Annotated in this window: 19 protein-coding genes; 12 read left to right on the top strand and 7 right to left on the bottom strand. The window is 39.6% G+C overall.

What is annotated here, in order from left to right; genetic code table 11:
• Position 1: 1 nt before the first annotated feature.
• Complete coding sequence (locus AC07YT_RS18875; RefSeq protein WP_086544834.1) at positions 2-2,452, top strand: TonB-dependent receptor; 2,451 nt, start codon at positions 2-4, stop codon at positions 2,450-2,452.
• 52 nt (positions 2,453-2,504) lie between these two features.
• Here the strand turns inward: AC07YT_RS18875 and AC07YT_RS18880 are convergent, their stop codons facing one another.
• Positions 2,505-4,139, bottom strand: coding sequence for an ABC transporter substrate-binding protein (locus AC07YT_RS18880; RefSeq protein ID WP_086544835.1), 1,635 nt, complete (start codon positions 4,137-4,139; stop codon positions 2,505-2,507).
• A gap of 46 nt (positions 4,140-4,185) precedes the next feature.
• On the opposite strand from AC07YT_RS18880, the gene AC07YT_RS18885 reads away from it, so the two are divergent.
• Complete coding sequence (locus AC07YT_RS18885) at positions 4,186-4,638, top strand: substrate-binding domain-containing protein (RefSeq protein ID WP_145954182.1); 453 nt, start codon at positions 4,186-4,188, stop codon at positions 4,636-4,638.
• Positions 4,639-4,726: 88 nt separating this feature from the next.
• On the opposite strand, the gene AC07YT_RS18890 is transcribed toward AC07YT_RS18885, so the two are convergent.
• The gene (locus AC07YT_RS18890) at positions 4,727-6,064 is read right to left on the bottom strand and encodes a sigma-54-dependent transcriptional regulator (protein WP_086544837.1); all 1,338 of its coding nucleotides are present in this window, start codon (positions 6,062-6,064) and stop codon (positions 4,727-4,729) included.
• Between the two features lie 190 nt (positions 6,065-6,254).
• Here AC07YT_RS18890 and AC07YT_RS18895 point away from each other — a divergent pair, with 190 nt between their 5' ends.
• From AC07YT_RS18895 to AC07YT_RS18920, 6 genes are all read left to right on the top strand, one after another.
• Positions 6,255-8,723 (top strand): PIG-L family deacetylase, encoded by a 2,469-nt coding sequence (locus AC07YT_RS18895; protein WP_086544838.1) that lies wholly within the window; start codon positions 6,255-6,257, stop codon positions 8,721-8,723.
• A 100-nt stretch (positions 8,724-8,823) separates the two neighbouring features.
• Positions 8,824-10,518, top strand: a complete 1,695-nt coding sequence (locus tag AC07YT_RS18900; RefSeq protein ID WP_086544839.1) for a sodium:solute symporter family protein — start codon at positions 8,824-8,826, stop codon at positions 10,516-10,518.
• 179 nt (positions 10,519-10,697) lie between these two features.
• Positions 10,698-11,216, top strand: coding sequence for a DUF2911 domain-containing protein (locus tag AC07YT_RS18905; RefSeq protein WP_086544840.1), 519 nt, complete (start codon positions 10,698-10,700; stop codon positions 11,214-11,216).
• A 273-nt stretch (positions 11,217-11,489) separates the two neighbouring features.
• Positions 11,490-13,574 carry a glycoside hydrolase domain-containing protein gene (locus tag AC07YT_RS18910; protein ID WP_086544841.1) on the top strand — a complete coding sequence of 695 codons (2,085 nt, stop codon included), beginning with the start codon at positions 11,490-11,492 and terminating at the stop codon, positions 13,572-13,574.
• 71 nt (positions 13,575-13,645) lie between these two features.
• Complete coding sequence (locus AC07YT_RS18915) at positions 13,646-13,837, top strand: hypothetical protein (protein WP_086544842.1); 192 nt, start codon at positions 13,646-13,648, stop codon at positions 13,835-13,837.
• Positions 13,838-14,149: 312 nt separating this feature from the next.
• Positions 14,150-14,608: an NUDIX hydrolase gene (locus AC07YT_RS18920; RefSeq protein WP_086544843.1), complete on the top strand. Its 459-nt coding sequence runs from the start codon at positions 14,150-14,152 to the stop codon at positions 14,606-14,608.
• Here AC07YT_RS18920 and AC07YT_RS18925 read toward each other — a convergent pair.
• The gene (locus tag AC07YT_RS18925) at positions 14,597-15,700 is read right to left on the bottom strand and encodes a DNA alkylation repair protein (protein ID WP_086544844.1); all 1,104 of its coding nucleotides are present in this window, start codon (positions 15,698-15,700) and stop codon (positions 14,597-14,599) included. The genes AC07YT_RS18920 and AC07YT_RS18925 overlap by 12 nt on opposite strands.
• A gap of 173 nt (positions 15,701-15,873) precedes the next feature.
• Here AC07YT_RS18925 and AC07YT_RS18930 point away from each other — a divergent pair, with 173 nt between their 5' ends.
• Positions 15,874-16,731 carry an NAD(P)-dependent oxidoreductase gene (locus AC07YT_RS18930; protein ID WP_086544845.1) on the top strand — a complete coding sequence of 286 codons (858 nt, stop codon included), beginning with the start codon at positions 15,874-15,876 and terminating at the stop codon, positions 16,729-16,731.
• Between the two features lie 59 nt (positions 16,732-16,790).
• On the opposite strand, the gene AC07YT_RS18935 is transcribed toward AC07YT_RS18930, so the two are convergent.
• From AC07YT_RS18935 to AC07YT_RS18950, 4 genes are all read right to left on the bottom strand, one after another.
• Positions 16,791-17,192 (bottom strand): DUF1634 domain-containing protein, encoded by a 402-nt coding sequence (locus tag AC07YT_RS18935; RefSeq protein ID WP_086544846.1) that lies wholly within the window; start codon positions 17,190-17,192, stop codon positions 16,791-16,793.
• A 12-nt stretch (positions 17,193-17,204) separates the two neighbouring features.
• Positions 17,205-18,038, bottom strand: coding sequence for a sulfite exporter TauE/SafE family protein (locus tag AC07YT_RS18940; protein WP_086544847.1), 834 nt, complete (start codon positions 18,036-18,038; stop codon positions 17,205-17,207).
• A gap of 5 nt (positions 18,039-18,043) precedes the next feature.
• A complete protein-coding gene (locus AC07YT_RS18945; RefSeq protein WP_086544848.1) occupies positions 18,044-18,694 on the bottom strand; it encodes a FadR/GntR family transcriptional regulator in 651 nt (216 codons plus the stop codon).
• 358 nt (positions 18,695-19,052) lie between these two features.
• The gene (locus AC07YT_RS18950) at positions 19,053-19,217 is read right to left on the bottom strand and encodes a hypothetical protein (RefSeq protein ID WP_494945465.1); all 165 of its coding nucleotides are present in this window, start codon (positions 19,215-19,217) and stop codon (positions 19,053-19,055) included.
• Positions 19,218-19,639: 422 nt separating this feature from the next.
• Here AC07YT_RS18950 and AC07YT_RS18955 point away from each other — a divergent pair, with 422 nt between their 5' ends.
• Genes AC07YT_RS18955 through AC07YT_RS18965 form a run of 3 tightly spaced genes read left to right on the top strand, consistent with a single transcriptional unit; the run spans position 19,640 to position 24,435 of the window.
• Positions 19,640-20,029, top strand: coding sequence for a BlaI/MecI/CopY family transcriptional regulator (locus AC07YT_RS18955; protein WP_086544849.1), 390 nt, complete (start codon positions 19,640-19,642; stop codon positions 20,027-20,029).
• A gap of 29 nt (positions 20,030-20,058) precedes the next feature.
• On the top strand, positions 20,059-21,957 hold the full coding sequence (locus AC07YT_RS18960; protein WP_086544850.1) for a M56 family metallopeptidase: 1,899 nt from the start codon (positions 20,059-20,061) through the stop codon (positions 21,955-21,957).
• Positions 21,958-21,987: 30 nt separating this feature from the next.
• Positions 21,988-24,435 (top strand): outer membrane beta-barrel protein, encoded by a 2,448-nt coding sequence (locus tag AC07YT_RS18965; protein ID WP_086544851.1) that lies wholly within the window; start codon positions 21,988-21,990, stop codon positions 24,433-24,435.
• Positions 24,436-24,739: the final 304 nt, after the last annotated feature.

Here is a 24,739-nt window from a genome sequence, read left to right on the forward strand (position 1 = left end):
CATGAAAAAACTTCTACTACTTACCTTCACCCTAGGACTATTTTTTACCGCACATGCCCAGTTTACGGGTGGCGGCTTTGGTGGAGGAGCAAAAAAATCTACTGTTACCGGACGTATTACTGCTACTATACTCGATTCATTAACTAAAAAACCAATTGATTATGCAACGGTATCGTTAATTAATACAAAGGATAATAAATCTGTTAATGGTGGTGTAACTGATGAAAAAGGAAAATTAAGCTTACAAAATGTGTCACCTGATTCATATAAATTAATGATCGGTTTTATGGGTTACAAAACAAAATCTGTTTTGGTGACCACTACGCCATCAAAACCCGATAATAATATGGGTACAATTTATATATCATCAAGCGAAAATACTTTGGCCGATGTTCAGGTGCAGGGAACCAAAGCCGTTATCGAAAATAAAATCGATAGGATGGTTTATAACGCCGAAGCGGATGGAACAAATGCAGGTGGCGATGCTACTGATGTAATGCGTAAGGTACCAATGCTTTCGGTTGATGTTGACGGAAATGTTCAGTTACGCGGTGGCGCAGTTCGTGTATTAATCAACGGTAAACCTTCCGGAACCATGGCAAGCAGTGTTGCTGATGCTTTAAAAATGATCCCTGCAGAACAAATTAAAAGTGTGGAGGTAATTACCAGTCCATCTGCAAAATATGATGCAGAAGGTTCGGGTGGTATCATCAATATCATTACTAAAAAATCAAATGCTCAAGGGGTAAGTGGAACAGTAAATGTAGCTGCCGGTACTCGTCAAAATAACGGCGCTTTTAATTTAACTGCTAAAACCGGCCGGTTAAGCGTAAACGCAAGTTTGGGTACCAATTTAGCTTATGCTCAGGATTCGAGAGTTTTATTCGAAAATAATACACGTACCGACACTATCGGGAAAACAACCATCACTAACATTATTCAGGACGGGGTATCTAAATGGAGCCGTCAAGGATATAATGGTGGTTTTGGTGCTGATTATGATTTTAACGCCTACAATAATGTAAGTACCAATTTAAAATACAATAACTTTTCAAACGGAGGCCCGGGAAGCGCTGATTATGTTTTAAATGGCATGCCTTTTAAAAATAAAAGTGATATGGATATGGGCTTTAATAATTTCGATTGGAATGTTGATTATAAACATACGACCAAAAAAGAAGGGGAAGAATTTACTATTTCTGGTCAATTATCTTCTGGGAGGAATACAACAGAATTCCAGAATGAAATTATCGGTAGTTCGTTCCCTGCTGTAAATAATAACAATACAGGTAAAAATAAAGAATACACCATACAAACAGATTATACCTATCCGTTTAACAAATCCACTACTTTGGAGGTTGGTGCAAAAGGGATTTTCAGGAACATCAATAGTGAATTTTCTAATGATGCGAACCAGGATTTTGAATACAAACAAGATGTAGCCTCTGCCTATGGGGTAATCAGCTTTAAACTGAGCAAAAAATTAAATTTTAAAGGTGGTTTAAGGTCTGAATATACCAGTATCAATTTTAATACTGCTAAAGCGGGCATCCAAAAAAACGATTACTTTAACTTATTTCCAAGTGCAATCATTTCTCAAACACTTAAGGGAAATGCAACTTTAAAACTAAGCTATAACCGTAGGGTACAAAGACCAAGTTTAGCTTATTTAAATCCTTTCCGTAATGAGAGCGATCAGTTTAATATCCGTCAGGGAGAGCCGACGTTAAGCCCTGAGTTAAGTGATAATTTTGAGCTGGGTTATTCAACTTTTATTAAAGGATCTGTAATTAATGCATCAGTATTTTATCGTCGTACAGGTGGAGTAATCGAAAGTTCTATAATTCCATTAAAAGAAAACGGCTTTGAAAAAACATTATCTACCTATATTAATGTGGGCGTAGCGCAAACTTACGGAGCTAACGTTTTTGCTTCTTATAACCCAAAACCAAAATGGACTTTGATGACTAACCTTGGGGTTAATACCTACGAGGTGAGCAATTCATTAACAAATGTAAGCACAGGTACCTATTTAAATTATAACATCTTTGGCCGTTCTGCATATGGTTTTGGTAAAGGTTACAATTTCGAATTGTTTGGTGTGGTAAATTCACCAAGAAGAACTTACCAGGGTAAAACAGATGCCATGGTATTTTATGGAGCATCGTTCAAGAAAGATATACTGAATAAAAAAGGTTCAATAGGAATTAATACCTTAAATCCATTTACCCGCGATTTACATATTAAAACGGTAAATAACTCTGTAACTACGCTCGGCAATAAAACAAGTACACTTTATCAAAGTACCAATATTTATTACCCATTGCGTTCTTTTGGTGTTAATTTTAGCTACTCATTCGGTAAATTGAAATTTACAGAAAAGAAAAAGATCAAAAACGACGATGTTAAGCAGGATCAGCAACAAGGAGGTATGGGCGGCGTTCAACAATAAAACCCAATCTAAATATATAGTTCAGGCCTCCCGATCAAATCGGGAGGCTTTTTTAGTTTTTCTTTATCCGTTTTAAAATCATCAAACTCAATGGATTGAAAGAATACCCGCTAATGTTATTTTGAAGCATTACCACCGATTGATCATAGAAAAGCGGAACAACCGGGGCATAATCCATTACCATCTGATCCATTTTGCGGTAAAGCTCAAAGCGTTTTTCGTTATCGGTTTCGTAATAGCTTTTCTCGAATAACTGATCGAATGTTTTATTGTAAAAAGCGGTATAATTCGGTCCATAAGGGACTTTGTTTTTGGAGTAAAACATAGATAGGAAGTTCTCGCCATCGCCATAATCGGCCAGCCAGGAACCACGGAAAAAGTTTACACTGTTTTTCGACATTAAATCCCTTAGGCTGGCACTTGGGCTTACATCAATTTTAGCTTTAATGCCTACTGCAGTAAGCTCGCCCTGAATAAATTCGATCAGGTCTTTATATGTTGTAGTAGTATTTAAGGTTACCTCTCCCATGCCTTTCCCTTCCGGGAAACCTGCTTCTGCTAAAAGTTTAGCGGCAAGTTTTGGGTTATAGGCATATCCCCGAACGGCCAAGCTGTCAAAACCGGGCATACCCTTGGGAATGAAACCAGAGGTTGCCGCTACGCCAATGCCATTTCTTAGGTATTTTATTAATCGGTCACGGTCGATCGCATAGTTAATGGCCTGCCTGATTTTTTTTAAGCGCAATGGCGATTTCTTCACAATCGAAAGATTGGTATCTACCAATATCCCCACATATTCGGTACACAGGTATGGGCTTTTGGTTAATGTAAATTTTCCTTTGTATTTTGAAGTCATTTTTCCGCTTTTGGTCAGGATATCATCGCGGTAGCTGCCATCTACATTATAATAAAAATCAAGATCCTTTTTCAGGAAACTCATAAAACCACTTTGTTTATCGGTAATGAAACTGGCTTTAACGGCATCGAGATAGGGTAGTGCCATTCCTTTGGCATCTTTTTCAAAATAATGGTCATTTTTTAAAAGCACCAGTATCTCGCCTTCCTTCCAGTATTTAAATTTGAAAGGGCCTGTACCGACAGGATGACTCCTGAAATCTTTACCATAATGTTCTACAACTTCCTTGGGCACAACAGAACAATATTGCGTAGTGAGTAAACTCATAAACGGTGGGAAAGGACGGACCAGTCTGATCTGGAAAGTAGAGTCGTTTAAGGCGATAAAATTATGTTTATCCTTTACTTTATCACTAAAAATCCACCCGCCTGAGGAGGCTACTTTTGGATCAATTAAGCGATAAAAACTGTATACAAAGTCGCTTGCTATAACTTTCCGTCCTTTACCGTTCTTAAAAATAGGATCATCATGAAAGTAAACATCATTGCGCAGGTTAAAAGTGTAGGTTAACGCATCTTCCGAAACCTGCCAGCTTTTGGCTATACAGGGCAATGTTTGCAAGGAGGAATCGATTTGTACCAAACCATTAAAAATCTGGTTGGTCATCCAGATCGCATTCTGGTTGCGCGCAAATGCCGGATCGATGGAGGTTAGCCCCTGATCGAGATTAATATTGAAGACTTTTTTGTCTTGATGATCAGCATGCTCCTTACATGAAAAGAATAAGCTTATACAAAAAAGACAAAATATATAATTAAATGAGCCTCGCATGCGATCAGGAATGTTATTTTTGCACAAATTAATAAATTTAATGCAGATGTCTTTTTTAAACGATTTATTTATTGGCCTTGATGCGGCTAAACAGGAAGAATTACAGGAACGTTTAGATTTAGTGGAGCACAAGATTAAATTTATGGATAAAATGCCTGTCGCCTGCTTAGATACGGACAACAATCCGGCTTATTTTTTATCAGAAGAAATTTCGCTGGCTGGCGGAATGCTAGAGACTGACATCCTTAGTGCTGTATTTATTATTTATTATCAACCCGGTAAAACGTTAACCGATTTAATGAGAGAAGTGCCTACGGCATTAAATACCAATTGGCAAGCCGTGCAAAATAACCGTATCATTTTATTGAATGATGATGTTAACCGCGAAAGAACGGCCGAAAATGCGGTTTCACTCATAGAAGATATTGCCGAAATGTTACACCCCGGTTCTTTTATCTTTGGCCACGAAGGTGATAAATGGATCAGGTTTGGCGCATAGGAATAATGTAAAATGGATGATGGAAGAGGGATAATGGGCCAGTATTTCTACCCAAAATCTTTCAACTTTTCCAATCTCCAACCTTCGCTCAAATTTCCCTAATCTGGTATTCTTCTATTTTACGGTAAAGTGTGGTTAAGCCGATACCCAATAATCGTGAAGTTTCCGTTTTATTCCCTTTGGTATGGATGAGTACTTTTTGGATGTGCTGTTTTTCTATCTGCTGCAGGTTATAATCGTTTTCTATTGGTGCAAATTCAAAAAATTCAGGAGGCAAGGCTGTAACGCTTAAGGTATCGCCATCTGACAGGATGACCAAACGTTCAATCACATTCTTAAGTTCCCTGATATTTCCTTTCCAGCTATGATCGCTCAATAAGGATAAGATTTTATCATCCATTTTTGGTGTAGACCGGTTTACCTTATCCGCAAATTCTTTCAGGTAATACTTTGCCAATGCAGGGATATCTGCTTTGCGCTCGCGTAGCGGGGGTAAGGTGATGGTAAAAACCGAAAGCCGGTAATAGAGATCGGAACGGAATTTTCCAGATGCCGCATCAGCTTTTAAATCTTTATTGGTGGCGGCTAAAATCCGAACATTTACTTGTTGTGTTTGGGTATCACCCACCTTGATAAAAGTCTGGCTTTCGAGTACACGCAATAATTTTGCCTGTAAATCGAGGTTCATTTCACCAATTTCATCCAGCAACAATGTGCCCCCGTTTGCTTCTTCCAGTAGTCCTTTTTTGTCTTTATTGGCACCTGTAAAAGCGCCGGCTTTGTATCCGAATAATTCGCTTTCCAGTAAATCAGGACTAAAACCACTGCAATTTAGGGCAACGAAGGGTTTTGCAGCCCTCGGACTCTCGTAATGAATAGATTGCGCGAAAACTTCTTTTCCAGTTCCTGTTTCGCCCAATAACAAAACGGTAGTATCGGTTGCACTCACTTTTTTCGCCAGATCAATCGCTTCCATTAAAGACTTTGATTGACCAATAATGGTTTGGAAGCTATGTTTTTTTGCGATTTTGTTTTCCAGGTCAGAAACCCGGCGTTGCAGATTTGATTTATCCATCGCCTTGTACAAAAGCGGAATAATCTTGTCGTTATCGTCGCCTTTTACGAGGTAATCAAATGCGCCGTTTTTAATAGCCAAAACGCCATCGGCAATGGTGCCATAAGCCGTAAGATTTATAATTTCGACGTAAGATTTAATAGCTTTAATATCCTTAACCAATGCAACTCCATTAACATCAGGTAGTTTTACGTCACTGATTACAATGCTTACATCGTTGTTTTTAAGCAATTTAAGGCCTTCTTTTCCAGTGTTGGCCTGCAAGGTTTTGAAACCCTCTAATTCTATAATCCTGGAAAGTAAACTGCAGATTTTCTTTTCATCATCGATGATGAGCACCATGCCATTCATAGGTAAAATTTATGCTGCAATATTAAGTATAAAAATATCGAAAGATGATGAGGTGGATAAAATAAACGGCTTGGTGTTTAAGCCCCGGACTTCAGACTGCCGACTCCGGACTTATTTTGTACCTTTTTCGTTTCCGAAGCATTAAAGTAAAAGCTTTTTAAGCATATTTGGTTTTTGCAAAACAAATTCTATGTTTAAGAGACTAACCGCAATATTCATATTTTGCTTTCCGGCTGTTTTTTGTGCTGCCCAACAAGTACGCCCATCCAAATCTTCAGAAATTTATAGAGAGATAAAAACGTTAAAACATCTTCCGAAAGTTTTATATCTGGCTGCTCACCCTGATGATGAGAATACTGGTTTATTATCCTGGTTGATCAACGATCAAAATGTAGAAACGGCTTATTTGTCGCTGACAAGGGGAGATGGTGGACAAAACCTTTTGGGCACTGAACAAGGCGCAGCTTTAGGCCTGATCAGAACACATGAACTTTTGGAAGCCCGCAGATTAGACGGTGCGCAACAATTTTTCACCAGGGCAATTGATTTCGGCTTCTCTAAAAATACGAATGATACTTTTAAACAATGGGATGCAGATAGCATTACTGCCGATGTGGTTTGGGTGATCAGAAAATTCATGCCTGATGTGGTCATTTGCCGTTTTCCGCCAACTGCAGCTGCGGGGCACGGACAACATGCTGCTTCAGCGGTTGTTGCAGAAAAAGCATTTAAGGCTGCTGCCGATAAAAATATGTTTCCAAACCAGCTTAAATATGTTTCTGTTTGGCAACCCAAAAGATTGTTATGGAATACCTTTAGGTTTGGCTCTGTTAATACCACAGCCGAAAATCAATTAAAGGCCACAGTTGGTCAATACGATGCACAGTTGGGAATGGGTTATGGTGAATTAGCGGGATTAAGCCGGAGTTTACATAAAAGTCAGGGGGCAGGAACACAATCGGTGGCTGGTGTACGTTCCGATTATTTTACCCATGTTTTAGGCGATCCTGCCAGGAGAACGCTTTTTGATGGGTTAAGTGTCAACTGGTCAGACAAAGGTATAGGCGATATTGATGAACTGATTGATATTATACTATTATCGTTCAATTATAATCAACCTGATAAAAGCCTGCACGGACTGTTGATGCTGAGAAAGAAAATTGCAGAACTGCAGGATGTAGCGTTGAGAAAAGATAAACTAACGGCTATCGATAACATCATTTTAAGCTGTGTAGGTTTTATGGGCGAGGTGGTAACCAATCAACCTGAAGCGATTGCCGGTAACAGTTATAATTTCCGTTTAAACTTAATTTCAAGATCGGCTACTCCGATAACTGTAGAAAGTGTGAACTGGTTAAATCAAACGGATAATTTAAATAGAAAGCTTGCTAACGATTCGCTGATTACCATTGAACGTAAAATCCAGATTCCTGCAGATGCGGCGCTTACTGAACCTTATTGGCTGGCCCGGCCTGCAAAAAATGCGGCAACATTCAGTGTGGCTAATGATACTTTAATCGGACTTCCCGAAATGCAATCGCCCGTTAATGTGTTATTGTCGCTGAAAATCGAATCGGAAAAATTTGAGATCAGATTGCCTTTATCTTATAAAAAATTAGATCCTGTTAAAGGTGATGTTGTGGAAGCCCTGAGGATCATCCCAGCACTCGATTTAAGTTTTAGCGAGCCGGTTTATTTTGCTAAAGAAAAAGAAGTTTTAAATGTTAGCCTTCGCTTAAAGGCCAATAAGAACATTAATTATGGCAAGGTGAGTTTCAAAATTGGTAACCAGGTAGTGAAAACTTTTCAGGGGATCAACCTGGCCGAGAATACCATTAATACGATGAACTTTCTTCTCCCGGTTGAAGATTTAGCCAAAATTAAAACCAGCCAGAATAAGCTGGAAGCTGTTTTTTCATCAGAAGCGAATGAATATTCGAAAGGACAGGTATTAATTCAATATCCTCATTTGCCGACGCTGCAGTATTTTGTTCCGGCCACAACATGGTTGATTAAAGGCGATGTAAAAGTGCTGGCAAAAAAGGTTGGATATATTGAAGGGGCAGGAGATCTGATTCCCGAATTTTTAAGACAGGCAGGTTTACAGGTGGATGTATTGACCGAAGCAGATATTCTAAACACGGCCAAGCTGGCCAGCTACGATGCCGTGGTAACAGGAGTAAGGGTAATCAATACCGAAAAAAGAATTAAAAACTGGCAAACTGCTTTACGGAGTTACGTAGAAAACGGTGGAACGATTGTGATGCAGTACAATACCACACAGGATATGGCCCTGCAGGATTTTGGTATTTATCCGTTCAGTATCAGTGGTAAAAGGGTGACTGAAGAAAATGCTGAGGTTAAATTTTTGAAACCTGAGCATAAACTGTTAAACTATCCGAATAAAATTACCGCTGATGATTTTAAAGGCTGGGTGCAGGAGCGTGGTGCTTATTTTCCTGATAAATGGGATGCTAAATATGAACCACTTTTCGAGATGCACGATACGGATGAAGAACCGCTTCAGGGGTCGACACTTTATGCCAGATACGGTAAAGGGAATTTTATTTATACACCTTTAGCCTTTTTCAGACAATTGCCTGCCGGGAATGTTGGTGCAGCCAGGTTGTTCTTTAACTTTTTATCAGCAGGGAAGTGATGAAAAATCAATTTAAAAACTGGAATACCTGGTATATATTACTCGCTTTGGCGCTGGTATTTCAGATTGTATTTTATTACCTGTTTACTAAATTCTGGGCATGAGTAATATCGATTGGGCAGTATTGATATTTACCCTGATGGCTGTGGTAGCCTATGGCGTTTTTATTGGTCGTGGGCAAAAAAGCAACGCATCTTATTTAAAAGCCGATAATAAAATGCCCTGGTATATTGTGCTTTTGGGTATTATGGCTACACAGGCCAGTGCCATCACTTTTTTATCGGCGCCCGGGCAGGCTTATACCGATGGCATGCGCTTCGTGCAGTATTATTTTGGTCTGCCACTGGCCATGATTGTGATCTGTATTACTTTCATCCCGATTTTTCAGCGATTGAATGTATATACGGCCTACGAATACTTAGAGAACCGTTTCGATAAAAAAACAAGGGTTTTAACTTCATTGCTATTTCTGTTCTCGCGGGGATTATCGACCGGGATTAGTATTTATGCACCCAGTATTATTCTCTCCAGTGTTTTAAACTGGAATATTTATCTGACCAATATTCTTACTGGTGGGATTCTATTGATTTATACCTATGTTGGTGGCGCAAAAGCAATTGCACACACACAGAAACTGCAGTTTTTAATCATTTTAGGCACGATGGCCTTTGCCGGATACCTTTTGATGCAAAATATGCCCAATGGAATCGGATTTAAAGACGCGCTTTACCTGGCCGGGAAATCGGGTAAATTAAATGTAATTACCACAGAATTCGATTGGAAAGATAAATATAACATCTGGAGTGGTTTAATCGGAGGCTTTTTCCTTGCACTTTCTTACTTCGGCACTGATCAGAGCCAGGTGGGAAGATACATTACCGCCAAAGACAATACCAATGCTAAAATGGGTTTACTGTTAAACGGACTGGTTAAAATCCCAATGCAGTTCGCTATCCTGTTAATTGGTGCGTTATTGTTTGCTTTCTTTTCTTTAAAACCCGCACCGATTTATTTCAATGAGCGTTCTTATCAATATTTAAAAGAAACCCAGCCCTTGCAGGCAGCTGCTTTCGAAAAAGAACACCATACTTTAGCGCAGCAATTTAACCGGCAATCAAAAGATATCCTGCTAGAAAAGGAAAAGCAATCACCACATCTAAATTCTTCGATTGCGAATTTTAAATCAACTCAAAAAAAGGTGAAAGATCTGCATGGCAGGGTAGAAGAGGCCATTAACAAATCGAATTATAATGCAGAGAAAACTGATACCAATTATATCTTTTTATACTTTGTGAAGAATACCCTTCCGGTTGGGATGATCGGGCTGCTTTTCGCAGTCATCTTTTTGGCCAGCTGGGGGTCTATTTCAGCAGCACTCAATTCATTGGCTGCCTGTTCGTTAAAAGATGTACACCTCATTTTTAATAAAAAAGAAGTAGATGACGAAACCGAACTAAAATACAGCCGTTTGCACACTTTGGCCTGGGGCATTTTTTCAATAGCTGTTGCCATGTTTGCTACGCAAATGGGCTCGCTAATAGAAGCCGTTAATGTACTGGGCTCGCTTTTTTATGGACCAATACTGGGTATTTTTCTGGTCGCATTTTATTTTAAAAAGATAAACGGGCCTATTGTATTTATTGCGGCTATCTTATCCGAAATTGCTGTTGTCGCGGTGTATGAGTTCGATATTGTTTCATTTCTTTGGCTCAATGTAATTGGCGCAGCAGCAGTAATTATGTTTTCGGTAATTGGCCTCTTGTTTTCTAATCCAAAAGCCGTAGCCGACAGATAACATTTAAAATCAGATTTGTTGGAAGAAAGAAATAAGGCGGTTTTAATCTGTACGTAGAAATAAATTTAAAGTAACAAAAGTTCAGCTCAATTTTTTCGACACTAGGATTATAGTTTTTATCAACCTAAAGCCATAAATTCGTAAAATCAAAAACAACAAAAACAGATAAATATAATACTATGAAAACGATGATTAAATCAATCGCGTTGCTATTTACAGCAATTACTATTTCTGTAAGTGCAATGGCACAAGATGCTCAGCCTAAGCCAAGTCCTGCAGCTACAGCAACAGGAAAAGTAAAAGGTGCAACCATTACCATCAATTACAGCAGCCCTGCCGTAAAAGGACGTAAAATCTGGGGCGGTTTAGAAGCCTTTGATAAAGTTTGGCGTGCAGGTGCTAACGAGGCTACTACTTTCGAAACCGATAAAGATATCGTAGTTGAAGGTAAAGCTTTAGCCGCTGGAAAATACAGTTTCTTTTTAATTCCTAAAGAAAGCGGAACCTGGACAGCAATTTTTAACAAAGAACCAAAACAGTGGGGCGCTTACAAATACGAAGAAGCTAAAGATGCTTTGCGTGTTGATGTTAAAACCAAAGCATTAAAAGCAACACAAGAACGTTTGGTTTACAAAATTACCAAAAGCGGCTTCGCTTTAGAATGGGATAAAATTTCTGTTCCGGTTAATATTAAGTAAGAAGATAAAATTATTTAGCGCCGTTCCGATGTAAAATTGGAACGGCTTTTTTATGCCTTTTTCAATGATTGAATTAATAATGATATTGAAAAATAGTTTCATCAATAATGAATTGTAATGTTAAATTATTTTCAGCATCCTTATATAACTATAAAGACCCTGAAATAAATTCAGGGTGATGAACAGAAAAGCCCCTTTTGTAAAGAACCTAAAACATAATATCTACTTCATGTTAAAATGCTAATTTAGGCCGATTTAAAAACAACACAAATAATGAAGCTTTCCCTTAAACTACTGGCTTTACTGCCAATCTTTTCGTTAAACGTTTTAGCTCAGCAAAAAGCACAGAATTTTTCTGTTAAAACAGCTAAACCTGTAGATCAGGTGAATGTTTTTTTAGGTTCTTCTGCAGATCACGGGCAGATGTCGCCGGCGGCTTCGGCTCCTTTTAGCATGTTGAGTATTGGTCCTCAGACTTATCCTAAAACGCATACGGGTTACGAATACCTGGCGAAGAAATTTGAAGGCTTTACGCACAACCGTTTCGAAGGGGTAGGCTGTCAGGGCTCGGGTGGTAATATTTTCATCAAACCGTTTTTAGGGGGCGATCCGGCGAAGTCAGAACTAATCAAGGTTGCTGAAAAAGCAAGTCCGGGTTATTATGAAGTTGGTTTTGAAAATAAAATTAAAGCCAGTTTTACTGTATTAGGCAAAGCCGGGAAGCATGCCTATCAATTCCCCAAGGGAGCCAAAGGTTTTTATCTCGATTTGGGTTATGCTTTTAATGGTGCTTTTGTGGCCGAATCGCACGAGGTAAACGGTAATACCGTAAGCGGATGGATTAGCTCGAAAACAACTTGTGGTGCAGGTAAATACAAGTTGTTTTACTATATGGAAATCAGCGATAACGTATCGTGGAAAGTAATCGACGACCACAAAATGATAGCCATGCTCAAAGGAGAAGTAACTTCGGTAGGAATCAATATTGCACTTTCTGCAGTAAGTGAAGCAGCTGCAAAAGCTTCCATCAATAAAAACCCATTTAATACCGTAAAAGAACAAAGCAAAGCCGATTGGAATACAAATCTCTCTAAAATTGCCGTAAATGGAGATCTGGAAAGTGCAAAACTTTTTTACTCACTTTTATACCGTACCATGCAGTCGCCGTATGTGATTTCTGAAACCGACGGTACCTATCGTAATACAAAAGGCGAAATTCAGAAAGATAAAGAAATCCGTTATAACGGCTGGGCCATTTGGGACAATTACCGCACGCAATTACCTTTGCTGTCTTTAATTGAACAGGATCGATATGCCGGAATGGTGAGTTCTATTGCAGATCTCTATCATTCTGGCAAAAAAGATTATGCCGGGCAAAATGAGCCATCAAATACCGTGCGTTCAGAACATGCCATTGTGGTTTTGCTTGATGCCTACCGCAAGGGTTATCCGGTAGATTTTAACAAAATTACCGATTCGTTAGTGAAAGAGGTAAATGGCCTGGATTATAAATCTCCGGATAAAGCACTGGAATCGAGTTACGACAACTGGGCATTGGCGGAAATTTTTAAGATTTTGAAGCATAAAGAAAAATCTGATTTTTATCTCAATAAAGCGCTTGAATACAAGAAATATTGGAATAAAGATTTTAAAGATATGACGAAAAATGATGTCGACCGCATGCAGGCCCGTGGTTTATATCAGGGCACCATCTGGCAATACCGGTGGTTTGTTCCCTATGATTTTAAAGGATTGATTGAACTGGATGGAGGAGAGGAAGCTTATCTGTCAAAGTTGGATGAATTTTTTGCCCGCGATTTATATAACCATGCTAATGAACCGGATTTGCAGGTTCCATTGATGTATAATGTTACCAGGTCTGGTTATAAATCTCAATACTGGATGCATCAACTGGCTGCTGATACCGTAATCCAGAATTATTTTAATGATAACAGCCGCGGAATAGGGAGTTATATTGGTAAAATTTACCGAAACCAACCACATGCCTATCTCCGTACGATGGATGATGATGCCGGAGCAATGAGTGCCTGGTATGTGTTTGCAGCAAGTGGTTTTTCACCTGCTTGTGTAGGCTGGCCAATTTATTATTTAAATGTGCCTTTATTCCCATCGCTAAGTTATCACCTGCCAAAAGGAAAAACTTTTACCATTGAAACGGAAAATTTTAGCCTGAAAAATAAATACATCAAGGCTGTGTTCCTCAACGGAAAACTTTTCAATAAGAACTACATTACGCAAGAGGATATTAATGCCGGAGGCGTACTGAAAATTGTTGCTTCGGCTTTTCCCGTAAAAATTTCGGACACTAAAAACTGGATTTCGAGTCTTGAAAAATAATTTTAAAAATTTACAAAAAACAACAAACTTATTTCCGATAATCCTGTTGTTCTAGTATAAATTTCAAGATCATGGCACCTTTAAAATTAAGCGAAGAACAGCATGCTACATTAGGCAATAGAAGCACATCAGAACAAATTAACGAACAACCTTTAGAACTTCACCCCGAAGCCTATAAAGTGAAAGGCCCATCTCCGGATAAGATGAAGACGGTATCGTCCTCTTTAAGGAATTATGCCCATGGGTTGTACGGGTTGTTGTAAAACACCTCTAACAAAATCTCAACATATTAGATTATATAAAGCAGCCAGGATTTAAAAACCCTGGCTGCTTTTTTATTGCGATATACGGTAGTCTACTGTTACAGATGTTCGCAAGCACTTTTAGGTCATTGAAAGTAATCAAAGATATCCTGTTGCAAAACAGATGCTGAAACAAGTTCAGCAAGACGTAAGGTTTGTCGTTGTTAATTCCTAGAAAGTGTCGTCATCCTGAACTTGTTTCAGGATCTTTATAGAAAGATGTTAAAGCAAGCTAACTTTTAGTTTTTAATTACAAATCCCTACCTTACCCTTATGAAACAAAGCGCAGGAATATTGCTCTTCAGAAGAAAAAATCAGCAGGTAGAATTTTTTCTGGTTCATCCTGGCGGACCGTTTTTTGCTAAAAAAGATCTTGGCTTTTGGACAGTACCTAAAGGCGAATTAAATGAAAGTGAAGAGGCCCTAACGGCAGCTATCCGTGAATTTAAGGAGGAAACAGGTCAGGACATAGCCGGCAACTTCATTGAATTAGCTCCAATAATACAGAAGGGCGGCAAAAAAGTATTGTGCTGGGCCTTAGAAGGGGATCTTGATCCTTCAACAATCGTTAGCAATACCTTCGAAATAGAATGGCCACCCCGATCGGGTAAAAGGCAAAGTTTTGCGGAAGTAGATAAAGCTGAGTGGTTCACTTACAGTAAAGCCATTACATACATCAATGAAAAGCAGATTGCTTTACTCGATGAATTAAAATCCAAACTAAGCCTTTAATTCGAAGTGTGAAATTTCCTTTTCGGCACCATTAATAATTATCGAAATCTGGTGGTCGCCCAAATGGAATTTACGCGTGGTAATCAGCACGAATTTTTGTTTTCGGATCACGTTTATTGTTGCACCTGCAGGATAAATCCGCTCCGAAATCTTATACACTTTCCTGGTATTCTGCCCATTTTGTTTTTTATAATAAATAGCATATTCCAGCCTTACTTTTTGTTCAGTTGGATTTTCGTTGAGAATAGAAAAAGAAAATTCCAGGCTTTCGCCGATTTTGATCTCGGGCGTTAAAATTTTGAAATCTTTTAATAAAATCCCTGTGTCATCTAGTCCATAATGTTTAAGGATATCGGTATGGCCCTGTTTAAGTAAGGTACGGCTGCCATGTTTAATAATGGCATCTGTTTCGGTACCCAAACCCGACCAGTTTTTAGCCACATTTAAAACCACCTGAGGATGATCTTTGGCAATGTCGTTTAAGCTATTGGCAACGCTCCGCCTTACATATTCAGATGGATCTGTTTTAAGGTTTTCCAGTATGGGTAAAATAGATGTAGGATCTTTTTTCAGAAAGGGGATACCCATAGCCCAGGGCAACCGCGGACGGCTGCCTTCGCTGGCGAGCCTTCTTACTTTATGGCTTTCGTGTAACGACCATTGCTGCATTTTTAAAATCATTTCATTTTCGTATTTTAAAATGAAAGGACGAACGGCAAATTCGCAGCTCACAAACTGCGTCACAAATTCGAGCGCTTCTACAGAGTTTTCGAAATCATCAATGCCATAAGTTTCAATGTAATCAGGAAGGAACATATAAGCCAGGCCATCCTCCCCTATACCCTGAAGCCTTAACTGTGTGATTGTTTTTTTGATCAGTGCGATCGTTAGTGGATAATCTTCCGGTAAAAAATCGTGTAATACCTTCGAAGTATGTTTCATCCGCTCTTTCAATTCTTTTGATTCAAATTCGGGAGTGAAAATCTTTTTGATAAATTTCCCTTTGTCGAAACCCGGAATGGTAATCGCTAATGCATGGGTTAATCTATCGTAAAAGGCAGGTGAATATAAATCTTTAAGCGGGCTGGCCATATTGTTAGGTAATGAATTGAGGGATCAAGTGTATAATAGATTGTAAATTTACTAAAAAAATTAGTATTCCGATGTGCTTCAATCAAATAATTGTTTCATCGTATCATTTTTACCTGGCATTTAATAATTTCAGCTTTTTCTTTGCCACATTTGTTTAATCATAAAATAGCGAAATGAATCATACAAAAATAGGTTGGATCGGGTTAGGGAACATGGGTATCCCGATGGCAGAGCAATTGATAAATGCAGGTTATGCAGTTATGGTCTACAACAGGAGCAAGGACAAGGAAGCTTCGTTGAAAGAGATGGGGGCATCAATTGCCCAAACACCTCAGGATCTGATTACCACTACCGATGTTGTAATCGTTATGGTTTCTGACGATGCCGCCATAGCGCAGATTTTTAATGGAGAAGGAGGTCTTTTGCGTGTAGAAACTTCGGGTAAGATCATCATCAATATGAGCACGGTTTCTCCTTCGATTTCAAAAGAAATGGCTGCGCTGTGTAAAGCCAATGGAAATTTTTATTTAGATGCGCCAGTTTCAGGAAGTGTAAAGCAGGCAGAAACCGGTCAGCTGGTTATTATGGTGGGTGGTGAAGAAGATGTATTTAACCAGGTAAAACCGATTCTTGAAAAAATGGGCAAACTAGCTAAGCTTGTAGGCGAAAATGGCGCGGGTAACAGTGCAAAACTGGCCATCAATTCACTTTTGGCTTTATATGCCCAAGGCTTGGCCGAAACCGTTTTGTTTGCCAATAAACAAGGGATTAAAACATCGGATTTATTAGAATTGATCAATAACGCAGCCATTGGCAATATTTTCACTAAAATTAAAGGTGATGCTATTATTGCTGATCATTATAAAGCTGCTTTTGCGCTTAAACATATTGTAAAAGATCTGAACCTGGCTAAAGCAGAAGGCATTTCATCGCCTTTGGCTAAAACCGCACTGAATACTTTCGGCGATGCCGCTGCAAAATATGGAGAAGAAGATATTATTGCGATCATTAAACAGCTTAGCGGCAATTAATTTTGATAACTGAAAATGCTGTTTTTACCACAGCATTTTCAGTTGTTTTTATCAAAGGGTTAAATTTTTAATCCACCAAAAGTACTGCCTAATATAATTGCCAGTACAATTAAGGTAATGACCACATATAGTTTATCTTTTTCCTGGATAAAGGCAAATAGCGAAAATACGATCCGCATAATGGGGGTGATGATTAAAAGCAAAACGCCGAACTGAATAATTGCCATAGGTTTTAGGGTGAAAACACCCATAAAAATTCCTTCAAAAGTAATGTAGCTGCTTTCTTGCCCCTTGAAAATGTGGTAGTCGGGTCTTATTCCTGTTCCATATTGTATCAGGAAAAGTATGCCGCCTGATAAAACAATTAAACTGGCGGTTATTACACCAAACCTTAATAATTTTCCAACAATTTTTTCTATATCGCGGTCTTGTATGGGATGGGTTGAACTGATATTTTTCATTACTTTTTTTAATTAAAATTTATGTTGATATCCATTGTAAATCATTTCGAAGGCCACAAATGTGATGGCGATACAGAAAATGATCCTTAAGGTAGATGGATTGATGCGGGTCAATAATTTTGCGCCCGTAAATGCTCCTCCCAGTACACCCAGTACTACCGGAAACGCTATTCCCGGATCCATATAACCACGTTGCAGGTAAACTACAGCACTAGCTGCTGCGGTAACACCAATCATGAAATTACTGGTGGTTGTACTTACCTTAAATGGAATTTTCATTGCGGTATCCATGGCCAGTACTTTTAAAGCGCCGGATCCGATACCGAGCAAGCCCGACATTACTCCGGCTACAGTCATGATCGAAAAGCCTGCACCAATGTTCCTGAGTTTATACTCCACAGTGCCGGCTGGTGTAGGGTAACTGCTGTTCAGCTTCAGGATGGCGGAAAGTTTACTGCCCTCCGTTAAGGCTTCCTGGTTCTTTTTCCTCAGCGTCATTGCTGCAGAGAAAAGCAGTACACTGCCGAAAAGAATGGCAATGGTATTTGTAGGGGTGTAAACAGCAATTAAGGCACCAATAACTGCACCCACTGTGGTGGCAATTTCCAAAAACATCCCCAGGCGTATATTGGTAATTCCTTCTTTAATGTATGCACTTGCTGCGCCGGATGAATTGGCGATAGAGGCTAATAATGCTGCGCCTATTGCATAACGAATATCGACATGGAAAACGAGTGTAAGTAACGGAATGACAACTACTCCTCCGCCAAGACCGGTTAATGAACCAACCAGGCCAGCAAGGTAGGCGCCAAGGATTAAAATTAGGGTAAAAGTTAAAATTGACATGATATTTAGTGATTATTATTCAGTATTGTAACAGTTATTTCTCTGGCACGCTCTGCATTACCCTCTTTTATTGCATTATACAATGCCTGGTGCAAATGGTGACTCATGGCAAAATGCGCAATACCAGAGGGCGCACGTTTGGCAAAAAAATCGCGGATAATTACCGTAAAGCTTTCATAGATATCGGTTAGTACACGGTTTCCTGATGCCCGTGCAATAGCCATGTGAAATTCGATATCGGCATTGGTACATTCGGTTCTTAGTGCCTGTTCAATAGAAATTTTTCTCCTTTCGAGTGCCTCACTGATCAATTGGAGATCGGTTTCACTTCGGTTTTGCGTAGCCAAACGAACAATTTCCTGCTCAAGCAAAGCCCTTACCTGATTAATCTCTTCAAAATCAGAGCTGCGCAAGCGTTGTTCTATCGGTTCGGTAGGAATGGCATTTACCTTGGTGCCAAATCCTTGTTGAACGGTTAAAATTCCGGATAAAGTAAGCGATTTGATGGCTTCCCTGATGGTAGAACGGCCAACGCCATATAACTCCATTAGGGCAGGTTCCGATGGGATTTTTTCGCCCACTTTAAATTTTTCCTCTTTAATATCCTGACGAATTTTTGCTGCTATCTGCTCGAAAAGTTTGTGCTCCTGTTTCATGATGATGAATTTACAGCACAAACATACGATGTTTGTTTTGAACATCAGATGTTTAATGTCTTGTTAATATCATTTTGCAATTGGGCTAGTGTTTGAGGGCTTAATGATCGATATTTGGAGGTAAGCCCTTAGGTGCTGCATTAGCATCAACAAGCTATTGATGAAAGAGGTCTGGTTAAAATCTGGAAATGAAAGAATGGTGTTTCATGGGAGTGGGTTAGTCCTGCTTTGCATTACAAGCCCACGCTCGTGCCCCGCTTGCGGGCTTTTCATTACAATCAGTTTTATGAAGAAAGTATTGTAGCCTTGCAACCTAATAAATGAACTAAGTTTTCGCCATCTAGTCCCGGTTGCAGCGTTACCCTGCAGCAACGAGGTACGAGGAAGCGAAGCGTAAAAGTGTAAAACGGGAAGGAACTTTTTGTGGTGTACAGGCCTTGCGCTCCAAATGAAAATAGATGTTTTGGCTATTAGTTGGTGTCTCACCGACCGAAATTAAAGGCGTACCTATTCGCATAATCATGTTTTTATGGTTAGGAAATGAAGGGCTCGTGACTCTTGGCAATTTACAGCCCCGCTTTCGCTTATAGTCCTCGCTGCACTCCGGGCTATTCCGCTTTATCGGGTTTAGCAACCAGGGTTTGTGCGCCCTGCAACCTAACAAATGAACTATGTTTTCGCCATCTAGCCCCGGTTGCAGCGTTACCCTGCAGCAACGAAGCATCCCGAAGTTTCGGGAAAGCGTAAAACGGGAAGGAACTTATTGTTTTGCACAAGCCTTGCGCTCCAAATAATAAAGATGTTTTTCTTTAGAAAGAAAGAACTTACCGATCTCTTGTTAATTTATTTTTATTTAAATCGTTCAAAATGAGGTTCTTGTGTTTTTTTTATAAAAATATTTAACCTAATATTTGTATCGTACGAAAAATATCGTACCTTTAGAATATGAAAAGTAATCAATCCGAAAATAACCTGCCCGAACCTACTAAAGCTGAATTGGAAATTCTTCAGGTATTGTGGGAGTTCGGTCCATCTACCGTTCGGTTTGTAAACGATAAATTGAACGAACAGCGGGAGGTGAATTATACCTCAACTTTAAAGCAGATGCAGATCTTAACCGAGAAAGGGATATTAAAACGTGATGAAAGCCAAATGAAGCACATTTATATTCCTGTCGAGGCTGAAGAAAAAACCAAAGTGCAGTTGTTAGACCGTTTTGTACATACTTTGTATAAAGGATCTGCTTCACAGTTAATGATGCAGCTTCTGGGTAACGAAAAAACCTCAAAACAGGAAATAGAAGAGATAAAGCGGCTATTGGATAGCATGGAATAATTAATAACAGCAGATTCTAAAGAACCACAATGATGGAATTTAAGTTAATTAACCTTTTACCCGAAAACTGGCTGCATGCCCTCGGCGCAACTTTATTCCACTCGCTATGGCTTGGGGTAATTTTGGCTTTGCTGGCTGGCCTGGTGATGTTTACCACCCGAAAAGCAAGTGCTGTAATGCGCTATAACCTGCTCACCATTTGTTTAGTGCTGTTTGTTGTAGCCATATTCTTCACCTTTTGCAGAGAACTGCAAAAGCCTGTGGGTTCTGGTGCCGATCAGGTCGTAATTAATCTCCCTGAAACCGGACAACCTGTAATTGCAAACGTTCAGCAGGACATGTATTCGGGCCTGAACAAAATTCTTTCTTTGTGGAATGCATATGCTTATCAGATTGTACTGATCTGGTTTTTAATTATCTGTGGGAAAAGCATTCAGTTAATGGTAGGTTTAAATGGTGTATATCATTTACGTAAACATAAAACCTATGCTGCGGGTAAAAAATGGGATGAAAAATTAGCTGTGCTGGCCGAAAAATTAGGTTTAAGTCAATCGGTTAAAATCATGCAATCGGGTATTGCGCAGGCGCCAATGGTGGTGGGGCATTTCAAACCCTTAATTTTAATTCCTTTAGGTTTGCTTACCGGCCTGTCAGATGCAGAAGTTGAGGCGATTCTTGCTCACGAACTGGCCCACATTAAACGCAAAGATTATCTGGTAAACCTGTTACAAAGTTTTATCGAAATCGTTTTCTTCTTTAACCCAGCGGTACTTTGGGTATCACAATTAATAAAAACAGAACGCGAACATTGCTGTGATGATTTGGCCATTGCCAGTGTAAGCGATCGCAAAAACTACGTTCAGGCCCTCATCATCTGTCAGGAGTTTAAGCAGCGTGCACCTGCTTATGCTATGGCGATAACGGGTAAGAAAGGTAGCCTGCTGCACAGAGCAAGCAGGATGTTATTCAACACCAATTCAACTTTAAACAAAATGGAAAAGACAATATTAACCATCGCCCTGGTATCGGTAGTGGTTTGCAGTGCCGCCTTTAAAAGCGTGGGCCATGCAAAAACAGTTACCAGAAAAAAAATAGCTACTTCAATACAGGTTTTACAGGATACAGCTAAAAAATCTAAACCTGTTGAAGGGAAATCTGCCGATCAATTGGAAAAAGAAATCAATTCGAAAATGGATCGTCAATTGAAACAGCTAGCAGAAAACAAGCGAATTAAACGTAATGAAACCGCTGAAGATGCAAAAATGAGAATTGCTGATCAGCAGGCCAGAAAGGAAGATGTTAAAAAGGCATTAGAAGATGCAAGACTGCGGAAAGAAGATGCTAAAGCCAGAACTGCCGACGAAAAACTAAGGATAGCAGACGAGAAACTTGCAAAAGAAGATGCTAAATTAGCTAAGGAAGACGCCAAATGGGCAATAGAAGATGCCAAATGGGCACAGGATGATAAAGAAGGTAGAGGAAACCGTGTGCCAAGAGCACCTCGTCCGCCGCGCCCACCAAGAGCGCCAAGGGCACCCCGTGCTGCTACATATGCTGTACCGCCAGCCCCACCGCTACCTCCGGCTCCGCCAGTGCCAACTAATCTACCAGCTCCGCCTACACCACCAACACCTCCTGTGTATAACGAAAGAACAAGTACCAGAACTGGCGTGCAGCGTACAGTTACCTCGAAAAGTGTAACCAACGGAGATGGACGTGATTATACCAAAGAAATCAATCAGGAATTGATGAAAGACGGCATTATTACCAGTACCAATAAACTATCGTACAAACTCAATAAAAACGATTTAATTGTAAATGGCGTAAAACAAAGTGCTGATGTGCAGAAAAAATACAAGCAACGGTTTTTGAAAAACGAAAATCATTCGCTGATGTATAATTTCCTGGTAGAAAATCATAAACAATAGATTCTAAAAGCGCTAATCCAATCAACACCCATGAAATATAAGCTTGTGGCTTTTTTAGCCGTATGGATAAATATTGCCTTTACTTTTGCTCAAGCCCAAACCTCTCAATCCAGAATTTATGGTCGTGTATTGGATGCCGAAGGAAAAAATATAGAATTTGCCACCATTGCGCTGCTTAAAGATTCGGTGTTGGTTAAAACAACCTTCACCGAAAAGGATGGATTGTTTAGTTTTGATCAGCTCGCTTATGGAAAATACCTGATTAAAATATCGGTAGTCGGATCGCCAGTTTATCAAACCGATACATTGGTGCTATCAGCCAACCATGCCGTTATTGGCCTATCAGATATCAAGATCAAAGCCGTGGCCACCAATTTAAAAGAGGTAAACATTTCAGGGCAGAAAGCTTTTGTGGAGCGAAAAATAGACCGTACTGTTGTGAATGTTGATGCTTTGATTTCGAATGCAGGTACAACCGCACTGGATGTACTGAGTAAATCGCCTGGGGTTAATGTAGATCAGAACGGGGCAATTTCGCTGAAAGGTAAAAACGGGGTGGCCATTTTTATTGATGATAAACCAACTTATTTATCGGGTTCCGATCTGGAGAATTACCTGCGTTCGCTGCCTTCCTCTTCTCTTGATCAGATTGAACTGATGACCAATCCGCCGGCTAAATATGATGCCGCCGGAAACGGAGGCGTAATTAACATCAAAACCAAGAAAACCAAAACCGCTGGTTTTAATGGTGGGATTAACCTGAGTTTAAATCAGGGGGAGTTAAGCCGCTCGAACAATAGTTTCAACTTTAATTACCGCAAGGATAAGATTAATGTTTTCGGCAACCTGAGTTATAACCTCAATAACAGTTTTACCGATCTTGACCTGAACCGGAAATATAAAAATGCTGATGGTAGTGCCAAATCCTACTTTAATCAAAATTCTTATTTCCGCAGGCATGGCAATACTTTTAACCTGAAAACCGGACTTGATTATTACGCTTCAGACCGTACAACCTGGGGCGTGGTACTCACCGGAATGAACCGGATTTCTAAACAGGTAAATAACAATACCAGTAACCTGTCTAATGCTTCAATGCAGTTAGATTCGATCATCAGGGCCGAAAATATCGATCAGATTAAATACCAGAATGGGGGTGTAAATTTAAATTACAGGCACAAGTTTAAGCAGGCAGGGCGAGAATTAACCTTTGATGCGGATTACCTGCTTTATCGCAATCAAACCGATCAAACGTATTATAACTTCAGTTACCTGCCTGGAGGAGCCTTAAAATACCAGGATATTTTAACAGGTAATCTGCCTTCGAATATAGATATCTACACCGCTAAAGTAGATTATTCACATCCACTGGAAAATAAGTGGAAGCTTGATGCGGGGGCTAAAACGGCTTATACCAAAACCGATAACATTGCCGATTACTTTAATACTGCAAACGGAAAAACCAGTGCCGATTATGAAAAGAGTAATCACTTTTTATATGAAGAAAATATCAATGCGGTTTACCTGAACATCAGCAGGGAAGGAAAACGGTTTTCGCTTCAGGCTGGCCTAAGGTATGAAAACACAGTTTCTAACGGGCATCAATTGGGGAATCTGATTAAACCCGATTCGAGTTTTAAAAGAACCTATAACAGTTTATTTCCAACGTTTTATTTCTCCTACAAACTTGATACTGCAGGGAACAATCAACTGGGGCTGAATTATGGAAGAAGGATCGATCGTCCGTATTATCAGGACCTTAATCCATTCTTTTCTCCTTTGGATAAGTTTACTTATTATGTTGGTAATCCCTTTTTGAAGCCTTCTTTTACGCAAAGTGTAGAACTGTCGCATACGTATAAAAATAAGATTACCACTACATTTGGTTACAGCTGGGTGCGGGATGAGGTGAACGAAACCATCGAAATTTTAAACGGAACTTACTATAGCAGACCGGCAAATGTGGGGAAAACAAGAGTGGCCAATGTTTCGGTAAATGCAGAGATCGACCTCGCAAAATGGTTAAAATTAAATGCCTATATGGAATTTGCCAAAATAGTTTCAAAAACCGATTTCTATACTGGTTTTTTGGTGACCAATGGCAGTTATTTTAGAACAAACCCCAATCTGCAATTTAAAATCAGTCAGACATGGAATGCAGAAATGAGTATGAGCTACCAGAGTAAACTTTCTAATGTTCAGTTTTTACTCGGCTCGGTGCATGAGTTTGGTGCAGCAGTGCAGAAAAAGCTCTCGGCAAAAAGCACCTTGAAATTAACCGCAAATGATATTTTCAGAGACCGGATATTTAACGGTGTAATTAACAACCTGGCGGCAACCGAGGCCAATTGGAAAAACAAGCAGGATTCGAGAAACTTTGTTTTGAGTTATAGTTATCGTTTTGGTAAAGCTTTTTCTTCGCCCGCCAAACACGAATCTTCCGGTGCCGATGCAGAAAAGAACAGGGTGAAGAATTAAGGTTTTTTGATGGTTTCGTCATTGCGAGGAACGAAGCAATCCTATAGCCAGGGGTGGAAGCAATCATTCAGGTGGAAGCAATTTTTTTGTAAAGCATTACCTGTAGTGCTTCGGTTCCGCTAGTCCCGCCCTTTGCTTAATCCCTTTGAATCCCGATGTAAAATCGGGAGGGATAACGCTGTCGGTCGGGTTTATTTTACCCTGGATAGCAGTACTATTTAGGCCCACTAAACCCGTATTCTATGGTTTATGCAAATAAAAAGTTTTTTTTCTGAGAAGCATTACTTTAGATTTATGCAGCAGG

The sequence above is a fragment of the Pedobacter sp. GW460-11-11-14-TSB4 genome (genome assembly GCF_059423705.1).

Excerpts from the sequence above, each read along its gene's own strand:
- AC07YT_RS18875 (WP_086544834.1), top strand. The coding sequence starts at position 2 with ATGAAAAAACTTCTACTACTTACCTTCACCCTAGGACTATTTTTTACC.
- AC07YT_RS18880 (WP_086544835.1), bottom strand. The coding sequence starts at position 4,139 with ATGCGAGGCTCATTTAATTATATATTTTGTCTTTTTTGTATAAGCTTA.
- AC07YT_RS18885 (WP_145954182.1), top strand. The coding sequence starts at position 4,186 with ATGTCTTTTTTAAACGATTTATTTATTGGCCTTGATGCGGCTAAACAG.
- AC07YT_RS18890 (WP_086544837.1), bottom strand. The coding sequence starts at position 6,064 with ATGAATGGCATGGTGCTCATCATCGATGATGAAAAGAAAATCTGCAGT.
- AC07YT_RS18895 (WP_086544838.1), top strand. The coding sequence starts at position 6,255 with ATGTTTAAGAGACTAACCGCAATATTCATATTTTGCTTTCCGGCTGTT.
- AC07YT_RS18900 (WP_086544839.1), top strand. The coding sequence starts at position 8,824 with ATGAGTAATATCGATTGGGCAGTATTGATATTTACCCTGATGGCTGTG.
- AC07YT_RS18905 (WP_086544840.1), top strand. The coding sequence starts at position 10,698 with ATGAAAACGATGATTAAATCAATCGCGTTGCTATTTACAGCAATTACT.
- AC07YT_RS18910 (WP_086544841.1), top strand. The coding sequence starts at position 11,490 with ATGAAGCTTTCCCTTAAACTACTGGCTTTACTGCCAATCTTTTCGTTA.
- AC07YT_RS18915 (WP_086544842.1), top strand. The coding sequence starts at position 13,646 with ATGGCACCTTTAAAATTAAGCGAAGAACAGCATGCTACATTAGGCAAT.
- AC07YT_RS18920 (WP_086544843.1), top strand. The coding sequence starts at position 14,150 with ATGAAACAAAGCGCAGGAATATTGCTCTTCAGAAGAAAAAATCAGCAG.
- AC07YT_RS18925 (WP_086544844.1), bottom strand. The coding sequence starts at position 15,700 with ATGGCCAGCCCGCTTAAAGATTTATATTCACCTGCCTTTTACGATAGA.
- AC07YT_RS18930 (WP_086544845.1), top strand. The coding sequence starts at position 15,874 with ATGAATCATACAAAAATAGGTTGGATCGGGTTAGGGAACATGGGTATC.
- AC07YT_RS18935 (WP_086544846.1), bottom strand. The coding sequence starts at position 17,192 with ATGAAAAATATCAGTTCAACCCATCCCATACAAGACCGCGATATAGAA.
- AC07YT_RS18940 (WP_086544847.1), bottom strand. The coding sequence starts at position 18,038 with ATGTCAATTTTAACTTTTACCCTAATTTTAATCCTTGGCGCCTACCTT.
- AC07YT_RS18945 (WP_086544848.1), bottom strand. The coding sequence starts at position 18,694 with ATGAAACAGGAGCACAAACTTTTCGAGCAGATAGCAGCAAAAATTCGT.
- AC07YT_RS18950 (WP_494945465.1), bottom strand. The coding sequence starts at position 19,217 with ATGATTATGCGAATAGGTACGCCTTTAATTTCGGTCGGTGAGACACCA.
- AC07YT_RS18955 (WP_086544849.1), top strand. The coding sequence starts at position 19,640 with ATGAAAAGTAATCAATCCGAAAATAACCTGCCCGAACCTACTAAAGCT.
- AC07YT_RS18960 (WP_086544850.1), top strand. The coding sequence starts at position 20,059 with ATGATGGAATTTAAGTTAATTAACCTTTTACCCGAAAACTGGCTGCAT.
- AC07YT_RS18965 (WP_086544851.1), top strand. The coding sequence starts at position 21,988 with ATGAAATATAAGCTTGTGGCTTTTTTAGCCGTATGGATAAATATTGCC.